At 64.2% G+C, this 22,264-nt stretch carries 20 protein-coding genes; 13 read left to right on the forward strand and 7 right to left on the reverse strand.

What is annotated here, in order from left to right; genetic code table 11:
- Positions 1–2 precede the first annotated feature (2 nt).
- The 8 genes from VT84_RS21360 to hisH all read left to right on the forward strand — a co-directional run bounded on the left by VT84_RS21360 (position 3) and on the right by hisH (position 8,419).
- On the forward strand, positions 3–1,184 hold the full coding sequence (locus VT84_RS21360; RefSeq protein WP_052560919.1) for a hypothetical protein: 1,182 nt from the start codon (positions 3–5) through the stop codon (positions 1,182–1,184).
- A 492-nt stretch (positions 1,185–1,676) separates the two neighbouring features.
- Entirely contained in the window at positions 1,677–2,585 is a 909-nt protein-coding gene (locus VT84_RS21365; RefSeq protein WP_255359574.1) for a DUF1559 domain-containing protein, read from the forward strand.
- A gap of 182 nt (positions 2,586–2,767) precedes the next feature.
- The gene (rpmG, locus tag VT84_RS21370) at positions 2,768–2,938 is read left to right on the forward strand and encodes a 50S ribosomal protein L33 (RefSeq protein WP_052560921.1); all 171 of its coding nucleotides are present in this window, start codon (positions 2,768–2,770) and stop codon (positions 2,936–2,938) included.
- Between the two features lie 174 nt (positions 2,939–3,112).
- The gene (aroE, locus tag VT84_RS21375) at positions 3,113–4,678 is read left to right on the forward strand and encodes a shikimate dehydrogenase (protein WP_082840936.1); all 1,566 of its coding nucleotides are present in this window, start codon (positions 3,113–3,115) and stop codon (positions 4,676–4,678) included.
- A 6-nt stretch (positions 4,679–4,684) separates the two neighbouring features.
- Positions 4,685–5,227, forward strand: a complete 543-nt coding sequence (locus VT84_RS21380) for a shikimate kinase (RefSeq protein ID WP_239465427.1) — start codon at positions 4,685–4,687, stop codon at positions 5,225–5,227.
- Positions 5,228–5,438: 211 nt separating this feature from the next.
- A complete protein-coding gene (locus tag VT84_RS21385) occupies positions 5,439–6,401 on the forward strand; it encodes a sulfotransferase domain-containing protein (RefSeq protein ID WP_082840938.1) in 963 nt (320 codons plus the stop codon).
- Between the two features lie 198 nt (positions 6,402–6,599).
- Complete coding sequence (locus tag VT84_RS21390) at positions 6,600–7,781, forward strand: prepilin peptidase (RefSeq protein WP_082840939.1); 1,182 nt, start codon at positions 6,600–6,602, stop codon at positions 7,779–7,781.
- A gap of 17 nt (positions 7,782–7,798) precedes the next feature.
- On the forward strand, positions 7,799–8,419 hold the full coding sequence (hisH, locus tag VT84_RS21395) for an imidazole glycerol phosphate synthase subunit HisH (RefSeq protein ID WP_082840940.1): 621 nt from the start codon (positions 7,799–7,801) through the stop codon (positions 8,417–8,419).
- Positions 8,420–8,525: 106 nt separating this feature from the next.
- Here hisH and VT84_RS21400 read toward each other — a convergent pair whose 3' ends face one another.
- The gene (locus VT84_RS21400) at positions 8,526–10,961 is read right to left on the reverse strand and encodes a hypothetical protein (RefSeq protein WP_157469685.1); all 2,436 of its coding nucleotides are present in this window, start codon (positions 10,959–10,961) and stop codon (positions 8,526–8,528) included.
- Positions 10,962–11,021: 60 nt separating this feature from the next.
- On the opposite strand from VT84_RS21400, the gene VT84_RS21410 reads away from it, so the two are divergent.
- Positions 11,022–12,260: a competence/damage-inducible protein A gene (locus VT84_RS21410; protein WP_052560927.1), complete on the forward strand. Its 1,239-nt coding sequence runs from the start codon at positions 11,022–11,024 to the stop codon at positions 12,258–12,260.
- A gap of 204 nt (positions 12,261–12,464) precedes the next feature.
- Here the strand turns inward: VT84_RS21410 and VT84_RS21415 are convergent, their stop codons facing one another.
- Both VT84_RS21415 and VT84_RS21420 read right to left on the reverse strand, forming a co-directional pair.
- Positions 12,465–13,730 carry a DEAD/DEAH box helicase gene (locus tag VT84_RS21415; protein WP_052560928.1) on the reverse strand — a complete coding sequence of 422 codons (1,266 nt, stop codon included), beginning with the start codon at positions 13,728–13,730 and terminating at the stop codon, positions 12,465–12,467.
- 89 nt (positions 13,731–13,819) lie between these two features.
- Positions 13,820–14,062 (reverse strand): hypothetical protein, encoded by a 243-nt coding sequence (locus VT84_RS21420; RefSeq protein WP_157469687.1) that lies wholly within the window; start codon positions 14,060–14,062, stop codon positions 13,820–13,822.
- A gap of 135 nt (positions 14,063–14,197) precedes the next feature.
- Between VT84_RS21420 and VT84_RS21425 the strand changes: the two genes are divergently transcribed.
- Entirely contained in the window at positions 14,198–14,914 is a 717-nt protein-coding gene (locus VT84_RS21425) for a TIGR03000 domain-containing protein (protein ID WP_204249614.1), read from the forward strand.
- 102 nt (positions 14,915–15,016) lie between these two features.
- Complete coding sequence (gene nhaA / locus VT84_RS21430; protein ID WP_082840943.1) at positions 15,017–16,378, forward strand: Na+/H+ antiporter NhaA; 1,362 nt, start codon at positions 15,017–15,019, stop codon at positions 16,376–16,378.
- Here the strand turns inward: nhaA and VT84_RS21435 are convergent.
- The 3 genes from VT84_RS21435 to asnS form a co-directional block, all read right to left on the reverse strand.
- Positions 16,357–17,181 carry a class I SAM-dependent methyltransferase gene (locus VT84_RS21435; RefSeq protein ID WP_052560932.1) on the reverse strand — a complete coding sequence of 275 codons (825 nt, stop codon included), beginning with the start codon at positions 17,179–17,181 and terminating at the stop codon, positions 16,357–16,359. The two genes, nhaA and VT84_RS21435, sit on opposite strands and share 22 nt — an antisense overlap.
- On the reverse strand, positions 17,178–18,407 hold the full coding sequence (locus tag VT84_RS21440) for a class I SAM-dependent methyltransferase (protein ID WP_082840944.1): 1,230 nt from the start codon (positions 18,405–18,407) through the stop codon (positions 17,178–17,180). The genes VT84_RS21435 and VT84_RS21440 overlap by 4 nt, the downstream gene beginning before the upstream one ends.
- 530 nt (positions 18,408–18,937) lie before the next feature.
- Positions 18,938–20,335: an asparagine--tRNA ligase gene (asnS, locus tag VT84_RS21445; protein ID WP_082840945.1), complete on the reverse strand. Its 1,398-nt coding sequence runs from the start codon at positions 20,333–20,335 to the stop codon at positions 18,938–18,940.
- A 187-nt stretch (positions 20,336–20,522) separates the two neighbouring features.
- Between asnS and VT84_RS21450 the strand changes: the two genes are divergently transcribed.
- Together VT84_RS21450 and VT84_RS41025 are read left to right on the forward strand one after the other, a co-directional pair.
- Positions 20,523–20,813, forward strand: a complete 291-nt coding sequence (locus tag VT84_RS21450; protein WP_082840946.1) for a hypothetical protein — start codon at positions 20,523–20,525, stop codon at positions 20,811–20,813.
- An 18-nt stretch (positions 20,814–20,831) separates the two neighbouring features.
- Complete coding sequence (locus VT84_RS41025) at positions 20,832–21,131, forward strand: carboxymuconolactone decarboxylase family protein (protein WP_082840947.1); 300 nt, start codon at positions 20,832–20,834, stop codon at positions 21,129–21,131.
- 273 nt (positions 21,132–21,404) lie between these two features.
- On the opposite strand, the gene VT84_RS21460 is transcribed toward VT84_RS41025, so the two are convergent.
- Entirely contained in the window at positions 21,405–22,082 is a 678-nt protein-coding gene (locus VT84_RS21460) for a DUF4198 domain-containing protein (protein WP_082840948.1), read from the reverse strand.
- Positions 22,083–22,264: the final 182 nt, after the last annotated feature.

Here is a 22,264-nt window from a genome sequence, read left to right on the forward strand (position 1 = left end):
CAATGTCGGCGAATGTCGCACAGATCGGTGCGGTCTTTTTTGCAGCGCTCTGTTTCATCACGTTCTCGGGCCGCGCGATCGCGCAATCACCCGAAGACGCACTCCGCCAACAGGTCACCGCGGCCTGGGAGAAAAGGCAAGCCGCGGTGAAAACGATGCGCGTGACCTTTTCCAGTAAAACGACCACCCCCAAAGGGGTTCTTACAGGATTCGCTTTTCCCAAACCGCGTGCCCCGGGTGAACAGGGGGAACGAAAACCGTCCCCGCCCTCGGACGCAATCAAAACTGGCACCGGGGAACTCGTTCTTGATGGTGGGAAGACCCGCATCGTGAACCACGCGCCGATTTGGGATTTCGACAAAGATGACTTCGTTTTCTGCCGGCACGAAAGCTCTTTCGATGGTCAAACACTGACCCTATTCCAGTACCCGGAACCGGGGTGGCCACAGGCCCTAATCGAGAAAGCGGAACGGAACCAAAACACGGATGACGTTCTCGTGGCCCCGCTCTTCGGAGCCGTTCGTGGACTGCACCCGGAACTCGCCTCGTCACTGTGTCTCAGCGCCTACACCCAAGCCCGGCGCGTCGGTTCCGAGCAGGAGCGGTCCCTTATCGAGCTGACCCGCCCCCGAAACGAAACCCGGGGGGAATGGAAATTGTGGGTCGACCCGTCCCGGGACTACGCGATTGTGCGAATGGAAGCGCACGACCGAGACGGTAAACTCGTGACGAAGTTTACCGTGACGCAGTCGGCACTGCCCGCCGCAACTACGATTTGGTTGCCGCAACGATGGACTGCAGCCCTTTTCCGAAACGGGAACTTGTTCAAACAGATCGAGGTGACTACCCACGCGCGCGAGGTGAACGCCGAACTTTCCGAAGTGGAATTCAAGCCCGTGCTCCCCGTGGGAACGCGGGTCCAGGAGAAAATCGGCAACGAAATGAAGGATTATATCATCCGCGACGGGGGGCAAACGCGCGAGATCCAACGTGACGAGCGTAAAGCCTCATACGAAGATCTCGTCAATTCACAAACGGGAGACCTCGCCCCGCGCTCCCCGAGTACCCCCGGGCGCTGGTGGTTGATCGGGAGCGGCAGCGTCATCGGAGCAGTGTCCTTTTGGGTTCTCGTGCGGCACCGCATAGGCCGCACCTCTTCTACGAACCCGAGCACAAACACCTAACCGGCCCTGACAAAACCTCGAAAGTGCCTTGGAAACGGCCCGAATCCGGAGTTTTGTCAGGGCCTGTAATTACCAAAGGAGGATTCGCATGCGCAACGGTCGAATTAAAATGGTAGCCTCGGCGGGGCTGGCACTCGCCCTGGTACTGGTCGGACGGGGGTTGGCGTTAGCCGAACCCGCAGCCGCGACGGGGTGTGTTCAAACCTGTAAGAACCACAAGTATTTCGTCATCGTAAACCCCGACGCCGTCGGGTGCCTGCGATTTGAACGAGACACGTGTTTTTACTGCGCTACAGCTAACTGCCAGTGTCTACCCAACTCCAGCACAGCAATCTGCGATCCTCTAACTGGTATAAAATCTACCGTCTGGTACTCAAACATCGAAACATGCACGACACCCTGTCCTACTGTTCTCACGAACGGCTGGACCGAAGCCAACACTTTTGTGAGCGCGGGTACATCGATCGGTATGCACCAGATTTATGAATGCGAATGAGCACAGGTAATGGCACCACACCAACCACAACGAAAGGTATTAGTCTCATTGAACTGCTGGTTGTTGTCGGCATTCTTGCGCTGCTCTCCGGCCTCGTCCTTGCGGGGGTGCAGCGATCGAGAGCAAGCGCCGCGCGGGTCCGATGCGCGGATCACATGCGCCAACTCGGTTTAGCTCTTCACAATTACCACGACGCGAAGGGGCATTTCCCACCCGGGATGACGCGCGACAACGAACGCGCCCCCGAACCTTACCTGAGTTGGCTCGCGCGCGTACTTCCCTACATCGAGCAAACGGCGCTGTGGCAGCAAACGGAAACAGCGTTTCGCCAGGATAAGAATTTCCTCTCACCGCTCCACACAGCGAAATCAACGGTGGTCACACTGTTCACCTGTCCGGGAGACGGGCGCATTTCGTCCCCGTCCTCTCAAGACGTCGCGGGCAACAGTGTCGCGTACACGTCGTACCTGGGCGTCGAGGGACAAAACGCGGGTACCGCCGACGGGCTGCTCTATGTGGACTCGCGGCACAAACTCGCCGACGTAACTGATGGTTCGAGCAACACCCTACTGATTGGTGAGCGCCCACCGAGTGCGAACCTAGATCTCGGTTGGTGGTACGCGGGCTGGGGACAACGCCAAAACGGTGACGCCGAATTTCTGTTGGGGGCCAGAACGCGGTGCTATAACCGCTACACTGCAACTTGCCCAGAGGGGCCGTACAGGTTCACCGCGGGCAAGTTCGATAACCCATGCGATGCCTTTCACTTTTGGTCCCCACACGCGGGCGGTGCGCACTTCACATTCGCGGACAATAGCGTGCGATTCTTGCGATACACCACAGACGACATCCTGCCCCAACTTTCAACCCGTGCCGGGGGCGAAACCGTTATTACCCCGGATTAATTCACCACCGGGAGAACGAAATCGCGTTTGTGATTCGTTCTTGGGGCTTGGCATTGCAACTTCGAGACGGTGCCCATTCCACTCGCCCGCCCCTCCCCGATCCCCTCTTCAGCTGCTATTATGGCTGTCTATCCCGACCACAGTCGGGTTGCGCACAAATATCCCTTAATGAAGAGCCGACAATGGCGAAGTCGAAAGAAGCCCGCAGCACCATCAAGCTGAAGAGCGAAGCCAGCGACCACTGCTACTTCACACAGAAGAACCGCAACAACACCAAGGAGCGCATCTCGCTCCGCAAGTTCGACCCGGTCGTGCGCCGGCACGTCATGTACAAGGAAGCCAGCAAGGTGTAACGCGGCCGGAACCGGAGCAATCCGAACGAGTGCGAAAACCCAGGCCAACGGGCCTGGGTTTCACATTTTACGGCCGCTTCGCCCTCACCCCTCCGGTGCGTTGCGTGTATTGTGGTGGGTGGGACTTTGAACTCCGTAGTGGCCCCGTTTGAATTCCCCGAGTGAGGGAACGTTATGTCGTCGGACCGGGTGCTGGTGGTGATCGGCCGCACGCGCCACAAGATGGTGGTGGCCGAACTTCAGGAAGCGGTGAAGCGCGGCGCGAAGTTCGTCGAGTTGCGGCTCGATTTCCTCGCCAAAGCCGTCGATTTCAAGCGCCTCGCACCACTCAAACAGTGCCCCTGGGTCGCCACGCTCCGCCGCCCCTCCGACGGGGGCCGGTTCCCGGGTACCGAGCCCGAGCGGATGATGATCCTGCGCCAGGCGATCGTCTCCGGCGCGTTCGAGTGGGTCGACCTGGAAACGGACATCGCCGACTCGGTCCCGCGGTTCGGCCCGGTGAAGCGGATCGTGAGCTACCACAACACCACGGAGACCCCCGCGAACCTGGACGAGATCTACGCGAGCATGCTGAAGCAGGACGCGGACGTGTACAAGCTCGCGGTCGCGGCACAGTCGCCGGAGGACGTGGGCCGCGTGCTCCAGCTCCAGCGCACCGCGCCGAAGCCGACGGTCGCGTTCTGCATGGGCGACATCGGGCAGCCGACGCGGTTCCTCGCGCTCAAGTTCGGCGCCCCGTGGATCTATGCCGCGTTCAACAAGGAACGCGGGATCGCACCCGGGCTGCCGAGCTTCGACGAGTTCCGCACCACGTACCCGGTCCAAAACGTGAACGGGGACACGCAGGTCTTCGGCGTCCTCGGCGACCCGGTCGGGCACAGCCTCAGCCCGCTGCTCCACAACCACATGTATAAGAAGCTCGGGGTGAACGCGCTGTACCTGCCGTTCCGCGTCCCACGCGGGCAGTTGCCGCAAGCCCTGGAGTCCTACGGACAGATCCCGGTGCACGGGTACAGCGTGACCATCCCGCACAAGGAGGCCGCAGCGAACATCGCCCGCGAGAGCGAACCGAACGTGCAGGTCACCGGGTCGGCCAACACGCTCGTGCGGCGCGACGACGGGAAATTCTCCGCGGCCAACACCGATTTCGCGGCCGCCGCCGATTCGCTCAAAGCGTTCCTCGCGGAGCGCGCAAAAGCAGGGCCGAACACGCAACTGAGCCAGCTCTCGATCCTCATCCTCGGTGCGGGCGGGGCCGCCCGGTCCATCGCCTACGCTTTCCACCGCGAGGGCGCCCAGATCACCATCGCGGCCCGGACATACGAGCGCGCCCAAAGGCTCGCCGAAGACGTGAAGTGCAAGGCGGTGGACTGGCACGCGCGCCACAGCGTCTCGTTCGATGTGCTCATCAACTGCACCCCCGTCGGGATGCACCCGAACGTGGACGAATCGCCGTGCCACTTCAGCATCCTGAAACCGGGCACGATCGTGTTCGACACGATCTACACGCCCGAAACGACGCTCCTGATCCGCGAGGCCCGGGCGCGCGGGTGCGACACGATCACCGGGGTCGACATGTTCGTGCGCCAGGCGGCCCGTCAGATCGAGTTGTTCACCAATCTGACGCCCGACACCGAGGTGATGCGGCTCATCATGCGCAAGGCTCTCTCTCCGCTCACGAAGGCGTTCGACGAGGAGACAGAGCCGAAGCCCGCGCCCCCCGAAGAGCCCGAGGAGTAGGGCGCCTTGCCGCCGAACGACATGGCCCAGAACATCATCCTCGTCGGGTACCGCTGCACCGGAAAAACGACCGTCGGGCGCCTGCTCGCGGAGCGCCTCGCCCGCCCGTTCGCCGACGCGGACGACCTCGTCGAATCGCGCGCCGGGCGGTCGATTAAGGACATCTTCGCGACCGAGAGCGAAACCGGGTTCCGCGACCGCGAGTCCGCGGCCCTGAGAGAGTTGTGCTCGCAATCCGCGGGCATCATTTCGACGGGCGGGGGCGCGGTCCTGCGAGAATCCAACCGCGCGCTTTTGAAGACGAGCGGGTTCGTGGTGTGGCTGACCGCGGCGCCCAAAACGGTGTGGGACCGGTTGCAAACGGATCCAACGACCGCGGCGCGAAGGCCGAACCTCACCGCGACCGGCGGCGAAGCCGAGGTACGGGCACTGATCGCGGCCCGCGACCCGCTCTACCGCGACGTGGCACATTTCACCGTCGCGAGCGACACGCTATCACCGGAGGGCGTTGTAGACGCCATTCTTCGAGCTCGGTCGGCCAGAGAATAAACGTACCCAACTGCACCACGCGACTCGGACCGCCCATGAACAGCGGCCGGGTTTGCTCGCGCCTCTCCACCCGCACATTCGCGCGATCCGGACCAGTTCTACGAGCGCAGAACCCTTCATTAATTGGGCAAAATTCGCTCAGGCACTTCTCACCAAAGTCGCTCGGCGATCCTGCCGATTAAGTGAGTGCCCGCCGTACACAGGTTTGCTCATGCTCGTCTGGTTGGCATCCTACCCACGATCCGGAAACACGCTACTCCGCCAGGTACTGAAATCCTGTTTCGATCTGAATTCCTGCGCGGGCCTGGAGCCGAGTTTAGCTGCCGATCACGCCGGCCCGGACGCCTTCAGTGCGTACTACGGTGCGTACTACTTCGAGGGAGACCCGGAACAGTTCTACCTCCGCGCCCGAAGCAGCACGGACCTCGTTCTCGTAAAGACACACCAGCAGCCGCGCGACAACGAGAAAGCGATCTACGTCGTTCGCGACGGGCGCCTCGCGCTCAAAAGTTTCGTAGCGTACCAGGACAGGTACCACCCGGGGGCAAGCACCCCGCACGCCCTTCTGACCGGCGATCACGTGTACGGCGACTGGACCAGTCATTATCGGGCGTGGTCCAAGCGCTGCGGTGAAACGCTCACAGTCCGCTTCGAGGAACTCGTCGAAGCGGACACCGCCCTGTTGACCCGGATCGCGGAGTTCCTCGGGTTCACGGGGCCGATTCGCCCCTGGGTGAACCCACAAGACGAACTCCGCGCACAGGCCCCCGAATTCTACGGACCCGGGAGCCGCGCCTGGCGGCCCGACGAATTTTGGACCCCGGACTTGCTCCGAGCGTTCTACACCCTTCACGGTCATTTGCTCGCGGACCTCGGCTACGCGCTCCCGACCGAGGTCGCCAGTACGGCGCACCCTCCCGGATCCGAGCAGGAATCGCGCGTGCTCCGGTGCGCGGCCCTTGCAGCCCGAGTGCGCGAGTTACAAGGCGTGTGTGACGAGCGCCTCGCCGAGATCAAGCAGTTGAAACAAGCGTGCGACGAGCGCCTCACGGCGATCAACTTCATCACCCGAGAAGCAGAAGCACGCAACAAGTTGCTCAACGAAGCGGCCAACGAGTGCTCGCGCCTGCGCGCTCGCGTTACGGAACTGGAGACCCGCGTTCGAGGTGAGTAAACGACACTCTGTACCCCCCTCGCACCGTCACGCGCCACCCGGCGCCCGCGTCACAACCGGTCGAATTGAAACGCGGCCCGTGACGCACCGTCGTCATTCTTGGCCGGCGCCCGGGGCATTCGGTATAGTGTCGGGACGGTGTCACCGAAGGCGAGTGCCCCAAAATCTCGCGAAACCATCTTGGGCGATCTTCAAGTCATGGAATGGTGGTTCCACCTGCCGATCGTCTTCTGGTGCCTCACGATCTTCACCTTCGGGCTGATCGTCGGGTCGTTCCTCAACGTCGTCGTCGCGCGCCTGCCCTACGAGAAGAGCCTCATTTGGCCCTCGTCGCGGTGCTTCGCGTGCTACACCAAGATCCGCGCGTTCGATAACGTCCCCATCCTCGGGTACCTCCGGCTCCGCGGGAAGTGTCGCAAGTGTGGCACCCCGTACTCCGCGCGCTACCTGTGGGTCGAGATCGGTACGGGCGTGGCGTTCCTCGCGCTGTTCCTTGCGGAAGTGGTGTTCAACTGGCACGGGATTCCGGGGATCAAGTACGACCACCCCGCGTCGAACGTTCCACCGCCCCAATGCTGGGCACTGTTCCTCTACCACGCGGCTCTCCTCAGCGGGTTGATCGCTGCCGCTGCGGTGGACGCGGAACACCGGATCATCCCGACGCCGATCACTTACACGGCGATGGTGGTCGGGGTAATCGGCGGCGCACTGATGCCCTGGCCGTGGCCGCAAGCGGCGACCGCGGTGAACGTGATCCCGCCCGAAATCACGATGTGGAACCACCCGGACTACATCGGGAAGGTTCCCACCGGCGTGCAGCCGTGGCCGTTCTGGGGACCGACGTTCGCGTTCGCACCGCCGGGAAGCTGGAAGCTCGGGTTGCTCAACAGCGTGATCGGCGCTCTGGTCGGGTCACTCGTGATTCGGGTGACGAAATGGCTGTTCGAGACGGGCTTCGGGCGCGAGGCCCTCGGTCTCGGGGACGCGGACCTGCTCATGATGGCTGGGGCGTTCCTCGGCTGGCAGATCCCGGTGCTGTCTCTGTTCGTTGGTGCGGTGGCCGCGCTCGTACTAAAAGTGCTGGAAGTCATCTTCCGTCCCGATAACGCTCCCGCCGCCCCGAACTCGATCTCCTCTACTCCCGTCCCTTCGACAGCCGACGATCAGAACCCGCGCGAACTGCCGTTCGGTCCCGGGCTGGCGATCGGGGTCGTGGTAACGTGGTTCGCGTGGCCGTGGCTCGGGCCGCGATTGCAGTCCGCGTTCTTCGATGCGTTTACATTGGGTCTTCTGGCGGCCGTGATGGGCGTGGGTATCATTGCCGCGGCCCTGCTCCTGCGCCGGCCGGTCGAAGTGCAACAACCAGTAGCGGCAAAATAACCACTTGAGGTGTTAACGTGAGCGCAACGGTGATTGTGGATTACGGAATGGCGAACCTGCGGAGCGTCCAAAAAGCGTTCGAGCAAGTGGGCCATTCCGCCACCATCACGAGCGACCCGAAGCACCTGGCGCATGCCGCGAAAATCGTACTACCGGGTGTCGGAGCGTTCCGCGACGCGATCACGCGGCTGCGCGAAACGGGGATCGACGACGTCGTGCGCCGACACATCGAGTCCGGCCGGCCCTTTCTGGGCATCTGCCTCGGCATGCAAATGCTGTTCACGCGCAGCCACGAAGACGGCACGCACGAAGGTCTGGGCGTGTTCTCCGGAGACGTGGTGCGGTTCCCCTCGGTGCCGGGGCTGAAGGTACCGCACATGGGCTGGAACACGCTGCGCCTCACGCGCCCGGGAGGCCCCCTGTTTGCCGGGCTGCCGGCCGATCCCGCGGTGTACTTCGTTCACTCGTACCTCGCGCGCCCGAATCCGGCTGCGGGTAACATCATTTCTGCGGAAGCCGACTACCCCACACCGTTCTGTGCCGCAGTGTGGAAGGACAACATCTTCGCCACGCAGTTCCACCCGGAAAAGAGCCAGCGAGTCGGACTACAGATGCTCCGCAACTTCGCCGCTCTGTAGTCGCGGTCGAAAGTCATAAGGCCACAAGTCGTAACGTCAAAGACCTCAACCTTGTGGGTCTTTGACGTTACGACTTGTGGCCTTATGACTTTCGATTACGCAGAGACTATTTCCGCGGCGCGCCCTGGTTGAAGCCGGCCGGATCGAACTCATCTCCACCAGTCGGTCCGGTCACCGGCAGTTTCGGCGGAGCCGTCGTACCGAAACCACTCGCCGGCTGAACCGGTGCCGCGCCCGGGAGGGGCGGGAGCGGAGCCGGGGTTCCAGCGCTCGCAGGCGGAATCGGCGGAACCGTCGGCTTCGGAACCGGCATTACGGGCGGCGAAACCAGCGGATCGGCGACCGGGATCGGCGGGGCGGTCGGAACCGGCACAGTGGGAGCCGGGATCGAAGGCGCTGAGGGCAACGTCGGCGCGGGGACGGAAACCGGCGGCAGGGCCGGCTCAGACGGAAGACCGGGCGTCGGGCGCGGGAGCGCATCCGAACTCGGCGGCGCCGGCGGGAGCACGGGATCGGCCTTCTGCGAAACCACCGGTGCCGTCGGCGTTACGGGCACCGAAACGGCGGGCGGAACCACAGGCGTCACGGCAACCGGCGTCCCGATGGCCAGTGCGGTCCACGCTTCGAGCGTGAGGTACATGACCGTCTGACGCGACGCGACCGATGGCTGCTTCTGGCCGCCGTGTGCGGTGAGCGCCTTCGTGAGCAGCGGGCTGGCACCCGGGTCGTCCTTGCGCAACTGCCCCGCGACCGCACGGAGGTTGGCCCGCGTGGGTTGCTGCGCCGTTTCACCCGCCGCGACACGGGCCAGTTTGAACTTCCCCTTGTAATCCCCCGCGTGGCAATCGACGCACTGGTTCGCGAGGAACGGCTGCACCCGCGTGGCGAACAGGTTCGCGGCTTCGGGCGTCACGTCCGCTTCGGGTTCCACGACCGGCATGGTCGGCCGGGCGTTGAGCTCGGTCGGGAGCGTCGGCGTTTGCGGCGCGGTCATCTTCGGCGCGCCGTCCGACGGGAACTGCTGGAGCGACCGTTCCAGGGACGTAGTAAGCGACGCAGCGGCCGAGTTGTTCGGATAGAGCTTCTGCACCGCGCGAGCTTCCGTCAGGGCTTGTTCACGCATGCCGCTGAACATGCACCACTGAGCGACCTTCAGCCGGGCGGCCGGGTCCGTCGCAGGCACTTTCGCGAGCATGAACTGGTACACGTCGTCTTTCGTTTCGCCGACGAATTGCACCTGGCTCCGCGTGAACGACCGGTCGAGCGCCCCCTGGCGCACCACAACGACGTCACCGCGAACCGTCACCGTGCCCTCGATCAGCTTGTCGTCCTTGAGCACCACGAACTTCCCGCTCACCGCGGTCAGCTCGGGTTGCGTGGTCGCGGTGGTTCCGCCCGCGGTCGATTTCTCCGGAGCGGGAACCGGCGGCGCCGGCGGTTGGGACACGGACGGTTGAGTCGGCGCCGGCACGACGGGCGAAACCGTGGGCTTCGCGGGCTTCACCGGGTTCGACACCTCGGGTGTGGGAATCAGCGGCAGCGGTTCGGTGGCCACCTTCGGCGCGGCCGCAGGGACCAACGGCACGATCGGCTTCTCGGGTACCACGGGCAGGTTCGGAACGACTGGAGCCGGGGTCGTAGTCTTCGGTGCGGCCGGCGGAACCGCGGGCGTCGGCGACGGAACGAGCGGAAGAACCGGTGGGGCGCTCGGCGCGGGCGGCACCACGAGCGGATCAGAAACCGGCAGGCTGGGCGGGGTCACCGCTGCGGGAGGCAACACGGGCGGAGTCGAGGTCGAAGGTCCGGGCGGAATAGCCGGTGGCGCTGTGGGTGTAGCGGGCGGAAGGCTCGGCACCGGGAGGTCCAAAGACGGCGCCGACGGCACCGGCACGACGGGCGGAGTCGTGGCCGCAGGAGGCAGCGCGGGCGGGGTCGACGGCACGGGCGGAAGAGCCGGGGCTGCTGGTTCCACAGCCGGCACCGACGGAATCACGGGCGGTAAAACCGGAGGGGTGGACGACGGCGGCGGAACCACAGGCGCCGGCGGAATGTCCACGGAAGGCACCGGCAGCGCGGGCACGCTGGGCGGAACCGAGGGCGCGGTCGGAGCCGACGGAACGAGCGGCAGGTCGACCGGCTTCGGAAGCGGCGGAGGCGGAACCGCGGGGCCGGCAGGCGGCAACTCGGGCAGAACCGGCGGAATCACCGGTGCCGACGGGATCGCGGGAGCACTCGGCCCCGGCGGGATCGGCGGAAGGCCCGATGCGGGTTCCGAGTACGAGGCCGGAACCGGCGGAATGGACAGAACAGGCGGCGCGGCCGAATCGCTCGCCTTCGCGGGCGTAACGGGCATCACCTGTGGTTCGTCGGGCGGAGTGGTGATCGGCGGCAGTGCGAGCCGCGGAACCTCGTCGCCCGACTGGGGTGACGCACTCGCGGTGCTGCTCGGCAGCGGCCCGTTTAAATTCGGGAGCTGCGCGTACACGACTAGCGCGGCCACGGCGACAGCCGCAGCAGTGACGAGCCAATAGTTTGTTCTCATAGTGCCGCTCGCCATACCGTGGGACCGGATTACGGGCAAGCCCACTTAGCGGAGTTTCGTATGAAGGTCGAGATCATCTCCATCGGTAGCGAAATCACCAGCGGCCAGAACCTCGACACCAACTCACAGTGGCTGAGTCGGCGCCTGGCGGAGATCGGCGTCCCGGTCGCGTTCCATACCACCGTTGCCGACGACCTCGCCGACAACATCGCGTGCTTCCAGATCGCGGCGGCCCGCGCGGACCTCGTCATCAGCACCGGCGGGCTCGGGCCGACCCAGGACGACCTCACGCGCGAGGTGATCGCGGCCGTCGCGGGGGTGGAGTTACTGGAACACGCGGCGTCGCTCGCCCACATCGCGGACATGTTCGCGAAGCGCGGGCGCGTGATGCCGGACCGCAACCACGTTCAGGCCCTCATCCCCGCGGGCGCGGAGCCGATCTTCAACGTGTGCGGTACGGCCCCGGGCATCTGGGCGCAGGTGGGTAAGGCCGTCATCATCGCCATGCCGGGCGTCCCGTCCGAGATGTACCGCATGTACTCGGAGCAGGTACAACCGCGCCTGCTCGCGATGGGTATGGGCGGGGGCGTGTTCATCCAACGGAAGATCAACACGTTCGGTACGGGCGAATCGGCGGTCGAGGCGAAGCTGCTCGACCTCACGCGCCGCGGTCACGTTCCGGAAGTGGGCATCACTGTAAGCGACGCGGTGATTTCACTCCGCATTCTCGCGCGGGCCGCGACCCTTGCGGAAGCCCAGGCCCAAATCATCCCGATCGAGGTGACGATCCGCGAGCGCCTGGCTGAACTTGTCTTCGGGTCCGAGGAGGAAGAACTTCAGGACGTGGTGGTGCGGTTGCTCCACGAGAAGCGCAAAACGCTCGCGACCGCGGAGAGCATTACGGGCGGGTTGGTGGCTCACCGTGTTTGTCTGGTGCCCGGGGCGAGTGACTACTTCCGCGGTGGCGTGGTGAGCTACACGGACGAAGTGAAGGCCCGCGAACTCGGCGTCCCCCCTGCCCTGCTGGAGCAATACGGCGCGGTGAGCGAACCCGTCGCCCGAGCAATGGCGGAAGGCGTTCGCGCGAAGTTCGGCACGGACTTGGGCGTATCAACAACAGGTTTCGCGGGTCCGGGCGGCGGGACCGAGGAGAATCCCGTGGGCACCGCGTTCGTGGGTTTGGCCCACGCTGGCGGGTGCGAGGTCGTCCGCTGGGGGTGGCTCGGCACGCGCTACGAGATCATGAGCCGCACCGCGAAACTGGCCCTCAACGCGGTGCGACTGGAGCTGATGAAGTAGGAGCAACTCATACGTCGCGCAACGAATTTAAGAATGGACGGAGAACGGTGCCTTGCGAGCGAGTGTTCCTCACCTGCAACTCTTCCGGGCGGCCGAATGACGCGACCAACTCGCCGTAATTCCTCTGTTCGCGGCCGATCTCCCTTATCGGCCGACCAATCACCTCCCCAATATGGCCCCCGCATTTGAGTTCACTTTCACGACTCACCTGCGCGGCCCGGGCTTCCCCGGGCCGTTTCGTTTCCCCTTCGGCTTTTGTGGTCTTTGCTGCCCGTTGTTCGGGGCGGGACGGCTGCCGCCACCGCCTTTGGTCCCGGGTTTCGGCTGAGTGGGCGCCGGCGCCGTGAGCGTGTAATCGAAGTCCGGCAGCGTGATGCGCGGGAGCCGCTGACCGACCTGGCGCTCGATTCGAGCCAGGGACTCTTCTTCTTCGCGCGATACGAGAATAAATGCGTCGCCCGTAGCTCCGCCGCGCCCCGTGCGCCCGATCCGGTGAACGTAGTCCTCGGGCACGTCGGGCACGTCGGTGCTGATAACGTGGGTGATGTGGTTCACGTCCAACCCGCGGGCGGCGATGTTCGTCGCGACCATCACCTGGTACTTCCCGCGGCGGAAGCCTTCCATTGCGGTGGTGCGCTGGGACGGGGTGCGATTACTGTGCAGTTCCGCGACCGTGAACCCGTCGGACGCGACCGCACGGGCGATTTTCTTCGCGCCGTGTTTGGTGCGCGTGAATACCAGCACCGAGGGCATCTCGGTTTCGCGCAACAGGTGTCGGAGCAGAGCGGTTTTCAGGTGCGTGGGGACCGGGTACGCGGCCTGCGTGATGCCCACCGCCGTGGAGCTGCGCCGGCCGATTTGCACCGTGGCCGGGGCGCGCAGGATCTCGTTGGCGAGCTTGGCGATGACCGGCGGCATGGTCGCGGAGAACAGCAGCGTGTGCGAGCGCGCCGGCATCCGCGCGATGATTTTCCTGACGTCGGGTAAGAACCCCATGTCAAAGAGGCTGTCGGCCTCGTCCAGCACGAGTGTGGTAGCGCGGTCGAACTTGGCGACGTTGCGCTGGATGAAATCGAGCAAGCGACCGGGGGTCGCGACGATGATGTCCGTGCCCGCACGGAGCGCCCGTTCCTGTGGACCCATTGAGCGCCCGCCGACCACCAATGCGCTCCGAACTTGTGTGTGCTTTGCCAGTCCGTTGCACACGTCGCTGATCTGCTCCGCGAGTTCGCGCGTGGGGGACAGGATCAGCACCCGGGTGCCGCCGCGCGGCTGCCCGATGAGCCGATGGAGGATTGGCAACAGGAACGCGGCCGTTTTCCCGGTCCCGGTTTGGGCCGTGGCGATGATGTCGCGCCCGGCGAGCCCGGGGGGGATCGAGCCGGCCTGAACGGGGGTCGGCTCCTTGTACCCGAGTTCCTGGGTGGCGCGAACGAGGAGCGGGTGCAAACCGAGAGCTTTGAAGGGCATCACGACTCCGAGAACACCGGATTAAGAGTAGGGTAGTGTACGGTTCCCGGCGCGCTCGTGTGTGAATTGTGAGGGCAATAATTGCGCTCTCATTCCGGCCAGATCCACGCGCACACGGCCATGAACGCGGCGACGGCGAGGAGCATGAGCGGGAACACCCACCACGGCGGCGGCCCCATTTTCTGCTTCGGGTCGCGCGGGACGGGCGGGGCGGTCGGCTCGTCGTCACCGGGGATGCGGTTCGCCAAGTCGAAGACCACGACGACGAGCGCGAGGAACACGATCACCGTGAACGTCATGCAGACCGGGAAGCAGGCGAAGAGGGGCGTCATGTTGGCGCTTCGGGCAATGATTTCGATCGTGTTGCGCGTTCCGCGTGCTTCGTGATAGAATAGGAGTATCACCCGGCCATGCCGCAGGACGCACATCTAACCACACGGGTGTCCTCTCGCGAGTGAGGTTCTGTTGTGTTGTTTATACGCTCAATCAAATTTTGTTCTGCCCTCGTAGCGGCCGCGATTGCAGGCGGGGTCGCGTTCGCCGGTCCCGGAGGCGGACACGGCGGGGGCGGGCATCCGGGTGGTGGGCACCCCGGTGGCGGACATCCCGGCGGCGGTCGCCCTGGAGGTGGAGCCTACCACGCACCGGCGGGCGGGTACCACGGGCACTACTACACTCCCTATTACGGCTACCGAACCGTCGGAATCGGGCTCGGCTACGGCGGGTACGGGTACGGGTACGGTTTGGGCTACGGTAATTTGGGATACGGCTACGGTGGGTACGGTTACAGCGGCGGGTACGGCTACAGTCCACTGAACTACGGCTATAGCAGCCTCGGTACCCCCTCGATCCCGGGAACCTATTATCCATCGGGTCCGTCGTACCAAGTGCTCCCGGCCCAACCGCAGGATCCGTCCCCGACGCCGATCCCGCTGCCCAACCCGAGCACTTCGGGTGATCCGGCCCCGGCCACGATTACTGTGATCGCGTCCGAAGGGGCGAAGGTGACTTTTGAAGGCATCGAGAACGACCAGACCGGCACGCGGCACTCGTTCACCACGAAGCCGATCGCCCCGGGCGCCGAGACGCGCGTGAGCGTGAAGGTGGACGGACCGGGCGGACCGGCGACGATCTCGATCGGCGTGCGCGCCGGGGAGAAGGCGACCGTCGATATGCGCAAGTGATTCTCGTAAACTAATCGGGTGCCCGCGGCCCGCCGCGTTCCCACCTCCGCGGGCCGAGTGCCGCGGGAGTGGGACGCGCCGTAAACAGCTACGAAAGTGCCGATGGCTCATCCTGCTCGACGCATCAACCCGCACCTGCCCGTCGCACCCATTCGTCGATTCACGCGCCCGCTCTCCCGGTTTCTCCAAATCGAATCCGCTAGTGGGATCGTGCTGCTACTCTGCACAGTGCTCGCGATCACGTTAGCAAATAGTAGCGCGGCAGGCACCTACCATAAGTTCTGGCACACGCACGTACAACTCGACGTCGGGCCTTTCGCGCTCGGCGGCGAGTTTGGGCACTTCTTCGTCAACGACGTGCTGATGACGATCTTCTTCTTCGTCGTCGGGCTGGAGATCAAGCGCGAGCTCGTGGCCGGCGAACTGCGCGACGCGCGCAAGGCCGCGCTCCCCGTCGCGGCAGCGCTGGGCGGGATGCTCGTGCCGGCCGGGATCTACATGGCGCTGCAAGCAACCCACATCGGCGAACCCCAGTTCCGCGGGTGGGGCGTGCCAATGGCGACGGACATCGCGTTCGTCGTCGGGATCATGGCCGTGTTAGGAAAGCGTGTCCCGTTCGGGCTGAAGATCATGCTCCTGTCACTGGCGATCGCCGACGACATCGGTGCCGTCGTCGTGATCGCGGCGTTCTACAGCGGGGGGCTGAACTGGTTCATGCTCCTGCTCGCGGCGGCCGGGTTCGCGGTGGTGCGCATCCTCAATGAAAGCGGTGTGCGCTCGGTGCCGGTGTACACGATTGTCGGTGCCGGGATCTGGCTCGCGGTTTACAAGTCCGGTGTTCACCCCACCGTCGCGGGTGTGCTGCTCGGGCTGCTGACGCCGTCGGAGGTGTGGGTCCGGCGGGACGCACTGCGGCTCTCCATTACGGACCTCCAGGCGCGCCTCGAAGCCGATACCGGGGGCAACGTGAGTACGGAAGATCTGGAACTGCTCGCGTTCGCAGCGCAGGAGAGCGTTTCTCCGTTGGAGCGCCTCGAACACCAACTCCACCCCTGGGTCGGGTTCGCGATCATGCCGCTGTTCGCGCTCGCCAACGCGGGCGTTCACATCGAACCGGCCGCGATCACCGAACCGGTCTCGATCGCGGTCATGTTGGGTTTGTTTTTGGGAAAGCCCGTGGGGGTAATGTTGTTCAGCTTTCTGGCGGTCCGGGCCGGGATCGCGAAGCTCCCGCACGGGGTGAGTTGGTCCGTGCTCCTCGGCGGTGGCTTCCTCGCCGGGATCGGGTTCACGATGTCGCTGTTCGTTGCGGGATTGGCGTTTGAGGGTAACGAGCGCTTACTCGCGGACGCGAAGATCGGTATCCTCTTTGGTTCCGTGCTGAGTGCCGTGGGTGGCGCCGGGCTGCTAATGCTGACTCTGCGCAAACGCGCTCCCGGCGCTCACACCACGGCCGAAACCTGATGCAAGCCCCAAACGGCCGGGAGCACGTCGTTCGGCAGCGCGCGGAGCAACCGCTGCTGTTCGTCGATTTCGGCCGTGGACAGGATATTAAGGGAAACGTAGGTTTCGCGCACCTCGTCGTAGATCATTTGGATGTTCTCGATGACGGTGGCGTCCGACGGGAACTCGTGCCAGGTGTGGCGCACGTTCGAGTAACCCGCTATTTCGAGCGTTTGGGCCAGTGTCGCGCCCACGCACGGCGAAATGCGCCACGCGGAATACAGGTCGTTAATCGACTTCGCCCACACGAGTAACGGAGCGAGTTCCGGGCGCGAAGTCGCTTCAAGGTGCGCGATTCGCGCGAGCAGGCTGCGGAAATCCGGTTCCAGGAAGCCGACGCGCGTGCCGGAGTGCAGTCGGGCGCGCAAGCGGCCGAGCAGGAACTCCGCCATCGGAACGTGGTGCAGGACCGCTCGCCCGATCACCACGTCCGCTCCGTCGATCCATGCGCCCGGTTTCGCAACGTCCGCCAGTGTCGGCTGGAACCGCGACCCGCCGAGTTGCGCGAGAGATGCTTTGGCCTGTTCCAGTAAGCCCGCGGACGAATCCACGCCGATCACAACACCGTTTGCACCGAGCCGGTTCAGGACGCGCCGCGTGAACGCACCGGGACCGCAACCCAACTCGACGACGCGGTCCGCGGGCCGGAGCGCGAGTGCGTCGAGGAGCGCCTCGGACGGGGCCGCGAAGTGCAGATCCTGGAGAGCGAGTCGGCGCGCGGCGCGCTCGGACTGGCCCAGGACGTATTCCGAGGTGGTACTCATGACGCGGCCCTCACGAGTTGTTGGAACGGTTCGCCGAGCGCCTTTTCGATATACGGAGTGACGCGCCAGAAGCGCTTCAACTCGATGTACTCGGCGATGTGCCCGGCATCGCCCACTTTGGGGAATGTTGCACGCACGGCGCGGATCATCAGGTTGCGCGGCGTGTGCTCGGTGGCGACGAACTCCACCACGTCGGTGCGGTAGCCCATGATTCGCAGCGCGAGTGCGCGAAACGCATCCGTGACCAGATCGGCGGTGCGCTGGAGCAAGATGCCGTGTCGGAGGACGGGCCGGAGCACATCGGCCGGGCCGTCCGCGCGGATCACCTTGTTCAGATCGTGGTGACAGCACGGGACGCTGAGCAGCAACCGCGCGTCGCTGCGCACGGCTTGCGCGATGGCGTCGTCGGTGGCGGTGTCGCAGGCGTGGAGCGCGAACACGATATCGGCCTGGACGTCCGCGGTCCCGATCCGGCGGCACTCGAACAGGAGCTTGTCCGCTCCGAGTTGGTCCGCGCGGTCCATGCTCTTGCGGATCACCTCTTCGTTCACGTCCACGCCGAGGATGCGCGCGGGCACGTTAAGTACGTCGTTGAGGTAGTGGTGCGCTGCGAGCGTGAGGTAACTGGAACCGCACCCGCAATCGAGGATGGACACGTCGCGGTCGAGGTCGGTAAGCTTCGCGTCATCGAAGACGTGCCGCAGTTGTTTCAGGAATTCGTTGATCTGCGTGTACTTCGCGCGCATCGTCGGGCGCACGCGGCCGTCCGGCGTCGCGATGCCCATGACTTCGAGCAGATGGTCAGCCTTACCCTCGGGTAGCGGGACGTCCTTGACGCGGTTGTGCGATTCGGCCTCGCGCACCTCGACGGGTTCCTTGAGCTTGTGCCGCCCGACGTGAACGCGGCCCTTGCGACTCGTGCGGATGTCGATTTCTTCCGCGCCCGTGGTAATGTGAACACCCGCGAAGCCGAAGCCGATTAGCTCGTCGAGCGGCACTTCCATTTCGTCGTCGAGGAAGTTCTTGGTGACGGCCTTCTTCGCGCCCTGGTACGCGAACTGGTAGTGCCGCTCGCCGCGCAGCTCGATCGGCCGCACCACGACGCGGACCCACTCGCACGGCGCCCCGCGCGTCGCACCCGCGAACGTCGCACGCCGGAACGCTTCATCTCGCACGGCTCCACCGATCAGTTCCCGCATCTCGTCGCGATCTAAGTTCTTCTCCATGCCAGCATTTTACACGGCGGGCGATATCAAGCGAACCGGGCCGCGGGGCAATCCGCGGCCCGGCCGAGTCCCCGAAGTTATTTACTACCTGACCTGGTTCGCGGAAGGCTCACGGCACCGCCTTGGGGAGAAAAATCCGAAAGGGAAACAAGCACGAAATCCGAACCACCCAAACCATCCGTCGTTGTTCGAGTTTCGTATTTGTTTCCCTTCCGGATTTCCCGCTTTAGCGGGTGCTGGAACAGCCTTCCCCGAGACGGGTGCGAAGCGGAGCACTCGGACGACGCAACATCGTCCTGTCACAGAGTGACGAGCTAAACGCTCTTCGAGGATGCCGAAACCTTACTCCGCAGAGGTGTGTGACGCAAGAACCAATCACAGTGGCCGCCACTGTGAGCACGTTTCACCGCAGAGAACACGTGAGGGCGCAGAGGAAAGCAAGGACCGGACCGAAATGATTCGCTTTCAATCCGGTCTTTCTCCGCGCTCTCATGTGCCCTCGGCGGTGAAACGCTCTTATCTGGTCCGGTTCAATACTCTGCGTTACCCGGCGTGCGCGGGAACGGGATCACGTCGCGAATGTTCGCCATCCCACTCAGGAACAGGATCGTGCGTTCCAACCCCAGCCCGAAGCCAGAGTGCGGTACGGTGCCGTAGCGCCGGAGGTCGAGGTACCAGCCGTAGCCCTCCGGCTCCAGGCCCTGTTCCCTCATGCGCGATTCGAGCACATCGAGCTTCTCCTCGCGCTGGCTGCCGCCGATGATCTCGCCCACGCCCGGCACGAGCACGTCCATCGCGCGGACCGTCTTCTGGTCGTCGTTCACCTTCATGTAGAACGGCTTCAGCGTGCGCGGGTAGTCGTAGAGGATCACCGGGCACTTGAAGTGCTGCTCCGCCAGATAGCGCTCGTGCTCGCTCTGGAGGTCGTTGCCCCACGCCACCGGGTACTCCCACTTTTTCCCGCTCTTGAGCAGGATGTCTACTCCCTCGGTGTACGAGACGCGCTTGAACGGGTTGTTGAGCACGTTCTCCAGTTTCGCGAACAGTTCCTTGTTGTTCTCCAGCTTTTCCGCGAAGAACTTCAGGTCTTCCATGCAGAACTTGAGCGCGTCGGAGATGATGCGCTTCAGGAACGCTTCGGCGAGGTCCATGTTGTCGGTGAGTTCGTAGAAGGCCATTTCCGGCTCGATCATCCAGAACTCGGCGAGGTGGCGCGGGGTGTTCGAGTTCTCCGCGCGGAACGTGGGGCCAAACGTGTAGATCTTCCCCAGCGCGCACGCGAACGCCTCTCCCTGTAACTGCCCGCTCACGGTGAGGTACGCGGGCTTGCCGAAAAAGTCCTTGGTGTAGTCCACCTTCCCATCGACCTTCGGGGCGTCGCCCGGGTCGATGGTGGACACGCGGAACATCGCCCCGGCGCCCTCGCAGTCGCTCGCGGTGATGACGGGCGTGTGGACGTAGTAGAACCCGTGCTCGTGGAAGAACTGGTGGATCGACATCGAGACCTGGTGCCGCAACCGCGCGATCGCGCCGAAGGTGTTGGTCCGCGGGCGCAGGTGCGCGATCCCGCGCAGGAACTCGAAACTATGGCCCTTCTTTTGAAGCTGGTATGTTTCCGAGTCCGCGTCGCCGATCAACTCGACGCTCGACGCGAGCACTTCGGTGGACTGTCCCTTCGCGGGCGACGCCTTCACCTCACCGTCGATGCGCACGCTCGCGCCGGTGTGCAGGTGTTTCACCACGACCTCGTAGTTCGCGAGCTCGCCCGGCGCCACGACCTGCACGTTTCCCTGGCACGAGCCGTCGTTCAATTCGATGAAGCTGAACCCGCCCTTCGAGTCGCGCCGCGTGCGCACCCACCCCTGCAACCGCACCTGCCGCCCGACCGCTTCGGCCTTGCGCGCGTCCGCCACACTGATCTTGTCCATGTGCTCAACCCGCTTCGTAGGGACTGATGTGATGACCGTGTCAGTGTAGCCGCGGGGCCGGCGCCCGGTAGTTGTGTTGCGCCGGCGCTGCGCCCGTGAAGTGATTTTTTGAAGGGTGTTGATTGTTGCGAGCGCGGTCCGTGCTGTCGGATAATTGGGCCGGTGCCGATGGTGCAGAGGGCGCGCGATGACGTGGATCAAAACGACACCGGTCGAAGAGGCCGGTCCCGAATTGCGGAAGGTGTACGAGGCGATTTACTCGTTGTATCCCCGCGAGTACGCGGCCACGGCTGCGGCGCTGATCCGACCAGATGGCGGATCGGACAGCATCGTTGCTGCGCACAGTTTGATTCCCGAAGCGATGCGGCACATGATGTCCGGCCTCGCGATGATGTTTCAGCCGAACCTGCCGTTGACGCGGAGCCAGCACGAGATGATCGCGTCCGTGGTCTCCGCGCAGAACCAGTGCTTTTACTGAACGGAGAGCCACATCGAGTTGTTCCGCCGGGCGAGCAGTGCCGATCCCGAGCACCCGACCGCCGCGACCGACGAACTCGCCGCCGAGTTACGGCGGGACTATACCAAGGCGTCACTTTCCCCCGCGGACCGGGCGATGCTCGATTTCGTGGTCAAGTTGACGCGCACACCTTACAAGCACACGAGCGCGGACGTGGAGAAACTGCGTGCGGTCGGCTTTGATGACACGGGGATTTTGCAGATCACCATGATCGCCGCGTACTTCAACTACATCAACCGCGTTGCGGACGCGCTCGGTGTCGGTAAGCCGGCGGAGTGAAGGAGCCAGATGCGCTGTGCGTATTGGCGAACGGCCGGTGTGAGCCGGCCGGTGAGACTCGCACCATCCAGAATTGTCTACAGTACGGAACTATCCTCGGCATCGTTATTCGCACCGGCCGGCTCACGCCGGCCGTTCGCCTGTAGCGACACCAGTTACCGGTTCAAGAGGGCCACGGCGAGCATCAGCAGCGCCGCGACCAGCGCCAGGATCGGGTTAAACGGGCGCGCGAGTTGAGCCGGCCGGCGGTATCCCACATCCTACCTCTAAAACTCACTTGGACGCGGCGAAGTCGAACACCAGGGTCGCGATGTGTCGGACCGCGGCGTACTTCTTTCCCCCGAACTCGCCGCTCTTGTCCTCGGACCGGCGCGTCGCGACGCAGTACCGGCCCTTGTCCGCGAACCCGGCCGTTAGTCCGTCCTTGTCCGTTTTCACCGTTTCATCCTTGTCCTCGCCTTTCCCGGCCAACCCGACCGTGACCTCAACGTCGGCCACCGGCTTTCCCCCGGCCAGCACCTTGAACTGAATCTTGTCCCCGTTCCGAACCGGTACGAGTTCCAGCGCGCCGCCAACTTGCGCGCCCTTAACAAACGGGTCGCCGACGATCACCTTCGGATAGTAGAAGGAGAGCATGGGAGGGTTGTCCCCGCGCTGCGTCACTCCGGCTTCCGTGACCCCGAAAACGACCGCGGGCTTGTCTGCCGGCAGCTCGGCCCGGAAGAAATTCCCGTCACCCTTTTCCACGGCGATCTTGGTGTCTTTACCGGCCGCATCCCGAGCGGTGAGCGTCGTCTTCTCGGCGCGGGTCGGAAAGTTCGACGGGTCCGGCGCGGCGGTGTGGCCGAACACGACCCGAGCTTCCGCGCCGTCCACGTACACGAACACGAAGTGCGCGTGCCCGGCAGCAGCCAAACAGCCGATCGTCAGAAGCGCAGCGAGGTAACGCACGAGAAGTCTCCGTGTGGGGAGCGGTGTTACGAACGCAAGAAGTGTATTACTGGTCGTGTCGACCAGCGACTATGAAAAGTGCGTAAACTCTGGAAATCGACCGGGAAACCACGCAAATCACGCGATCCGAAAATTGCGGACGCGCCGACCGCACTCGCGGCAGTATTAATCCGAACACTGCA

The organism is Gemmata sp. SH-PL17 (genome assembly GCF_001610855.1).
GTDB classification, from domain to species: domain Bacteria; phylum Planctomycetota; class Planctomycetia; order Gemmatales; family Gemmataceae; genus Gemmata; species Gemmata massiliana.

Coding starts and splice junctions, on each gene's coding strand:
- VT84_RS21450 (WP_082840946.1), top strand. CDS start 20,523: ATGACGTGGATCAAAACGACACCGGTCGAAGAGGCCGGTCCCGAATTG.
- VT84_RS21400 (WP_157469685.1), bottom strand. CDS start 10,961: ATGAGAACAAACTATTGGCTCGTCACTGCTGCGGCTGTCGCCGTGGCC.
- VT84_RS21410 (WP_052560927.1), top strand. CDS start 11,022: ATGAAGGTCGAGATCATCTCCATCGGTAGCGAAATCACCAGCGGCCAG.
- aroE (WP_082840936.1), top strand. CDS start 3,113: ATGTCGTCGGACCGGGTGCTGGTGGTGATCGGCCGCACGCGCCACAAG.
- VT84_RS21420 (WP_157469687.1), bottom strand. CDS start 14,062: ATGACGCCCCTCTTCGCCTGCTTCCCGGTCTGCATGACGTTCACGGTG.
- VT84_RS21415 (WP_052560928.1), bottom strand. CDS start 13,730: ATGCCCTTCAAAGCTCTCGGTTTGCACCCGCTCCTCGTTCGCGCCACC.
- VT84_RS21435 (WP_052560932.1), bottom strand. CDS start 17,181: ATGAGTACCACCTCGGAATACGTCCTGGGCCAGTCCGAGCGCGCCGCG.
- VT84_RS21390 (WP_082840939.1), top strand. CDS start 6,600: ATGGAATGGTGGTTCCACCTGCCGATCGTCTTCTGGTGCCTCACGATC.
- VT84_RS21440 (WP_082840944.1), bottom strand. CDS start 18,407: ATGGAGAAGAACTTAGATCGCGACGAGATGCGGGAACTGATCGGTGGA.
- rpmG (WP_052560921.1), top strand. CDS start 2,768: ATGGCGAAGTCGAAAGAAGCCCGCAGCACCATCAAGCTGAAGAGCGAA.
- nhaA (WP_082840943.1), top strand. CDS start 15,017: ATGGCTCATCCTGCTCGACGCATCAACCCGCACCTGCCCGTCGCACCC.
- VT84_RS21385 (WP_082840938.1), top strand. CDS start 5,439: ATGCTCGTCTGGTTGGCATCCTACCCACGATCCGGAAACACGCTACTC.
- VT84_RS21360 (WP_052560919.1), top strand. CDS start 3: ATGTCGGCGAATGTCGCACAGATCGGTGCGGTCTTTTTTGCAGCGCTC.
- VT84_RS21365 (WP_255359574.1), top strand. CDS start 1,677: ATGAGCACAGGTAATGGCACCACACCAACCACAACGAAAGGTATTAGT.
- asnS (WP_082840945.1), bottom strand. CDS start 20,335: ATGGACAAGATCAGTGTGGCGGACGCGCGCAAGGCCGAAGCGGTCGGG.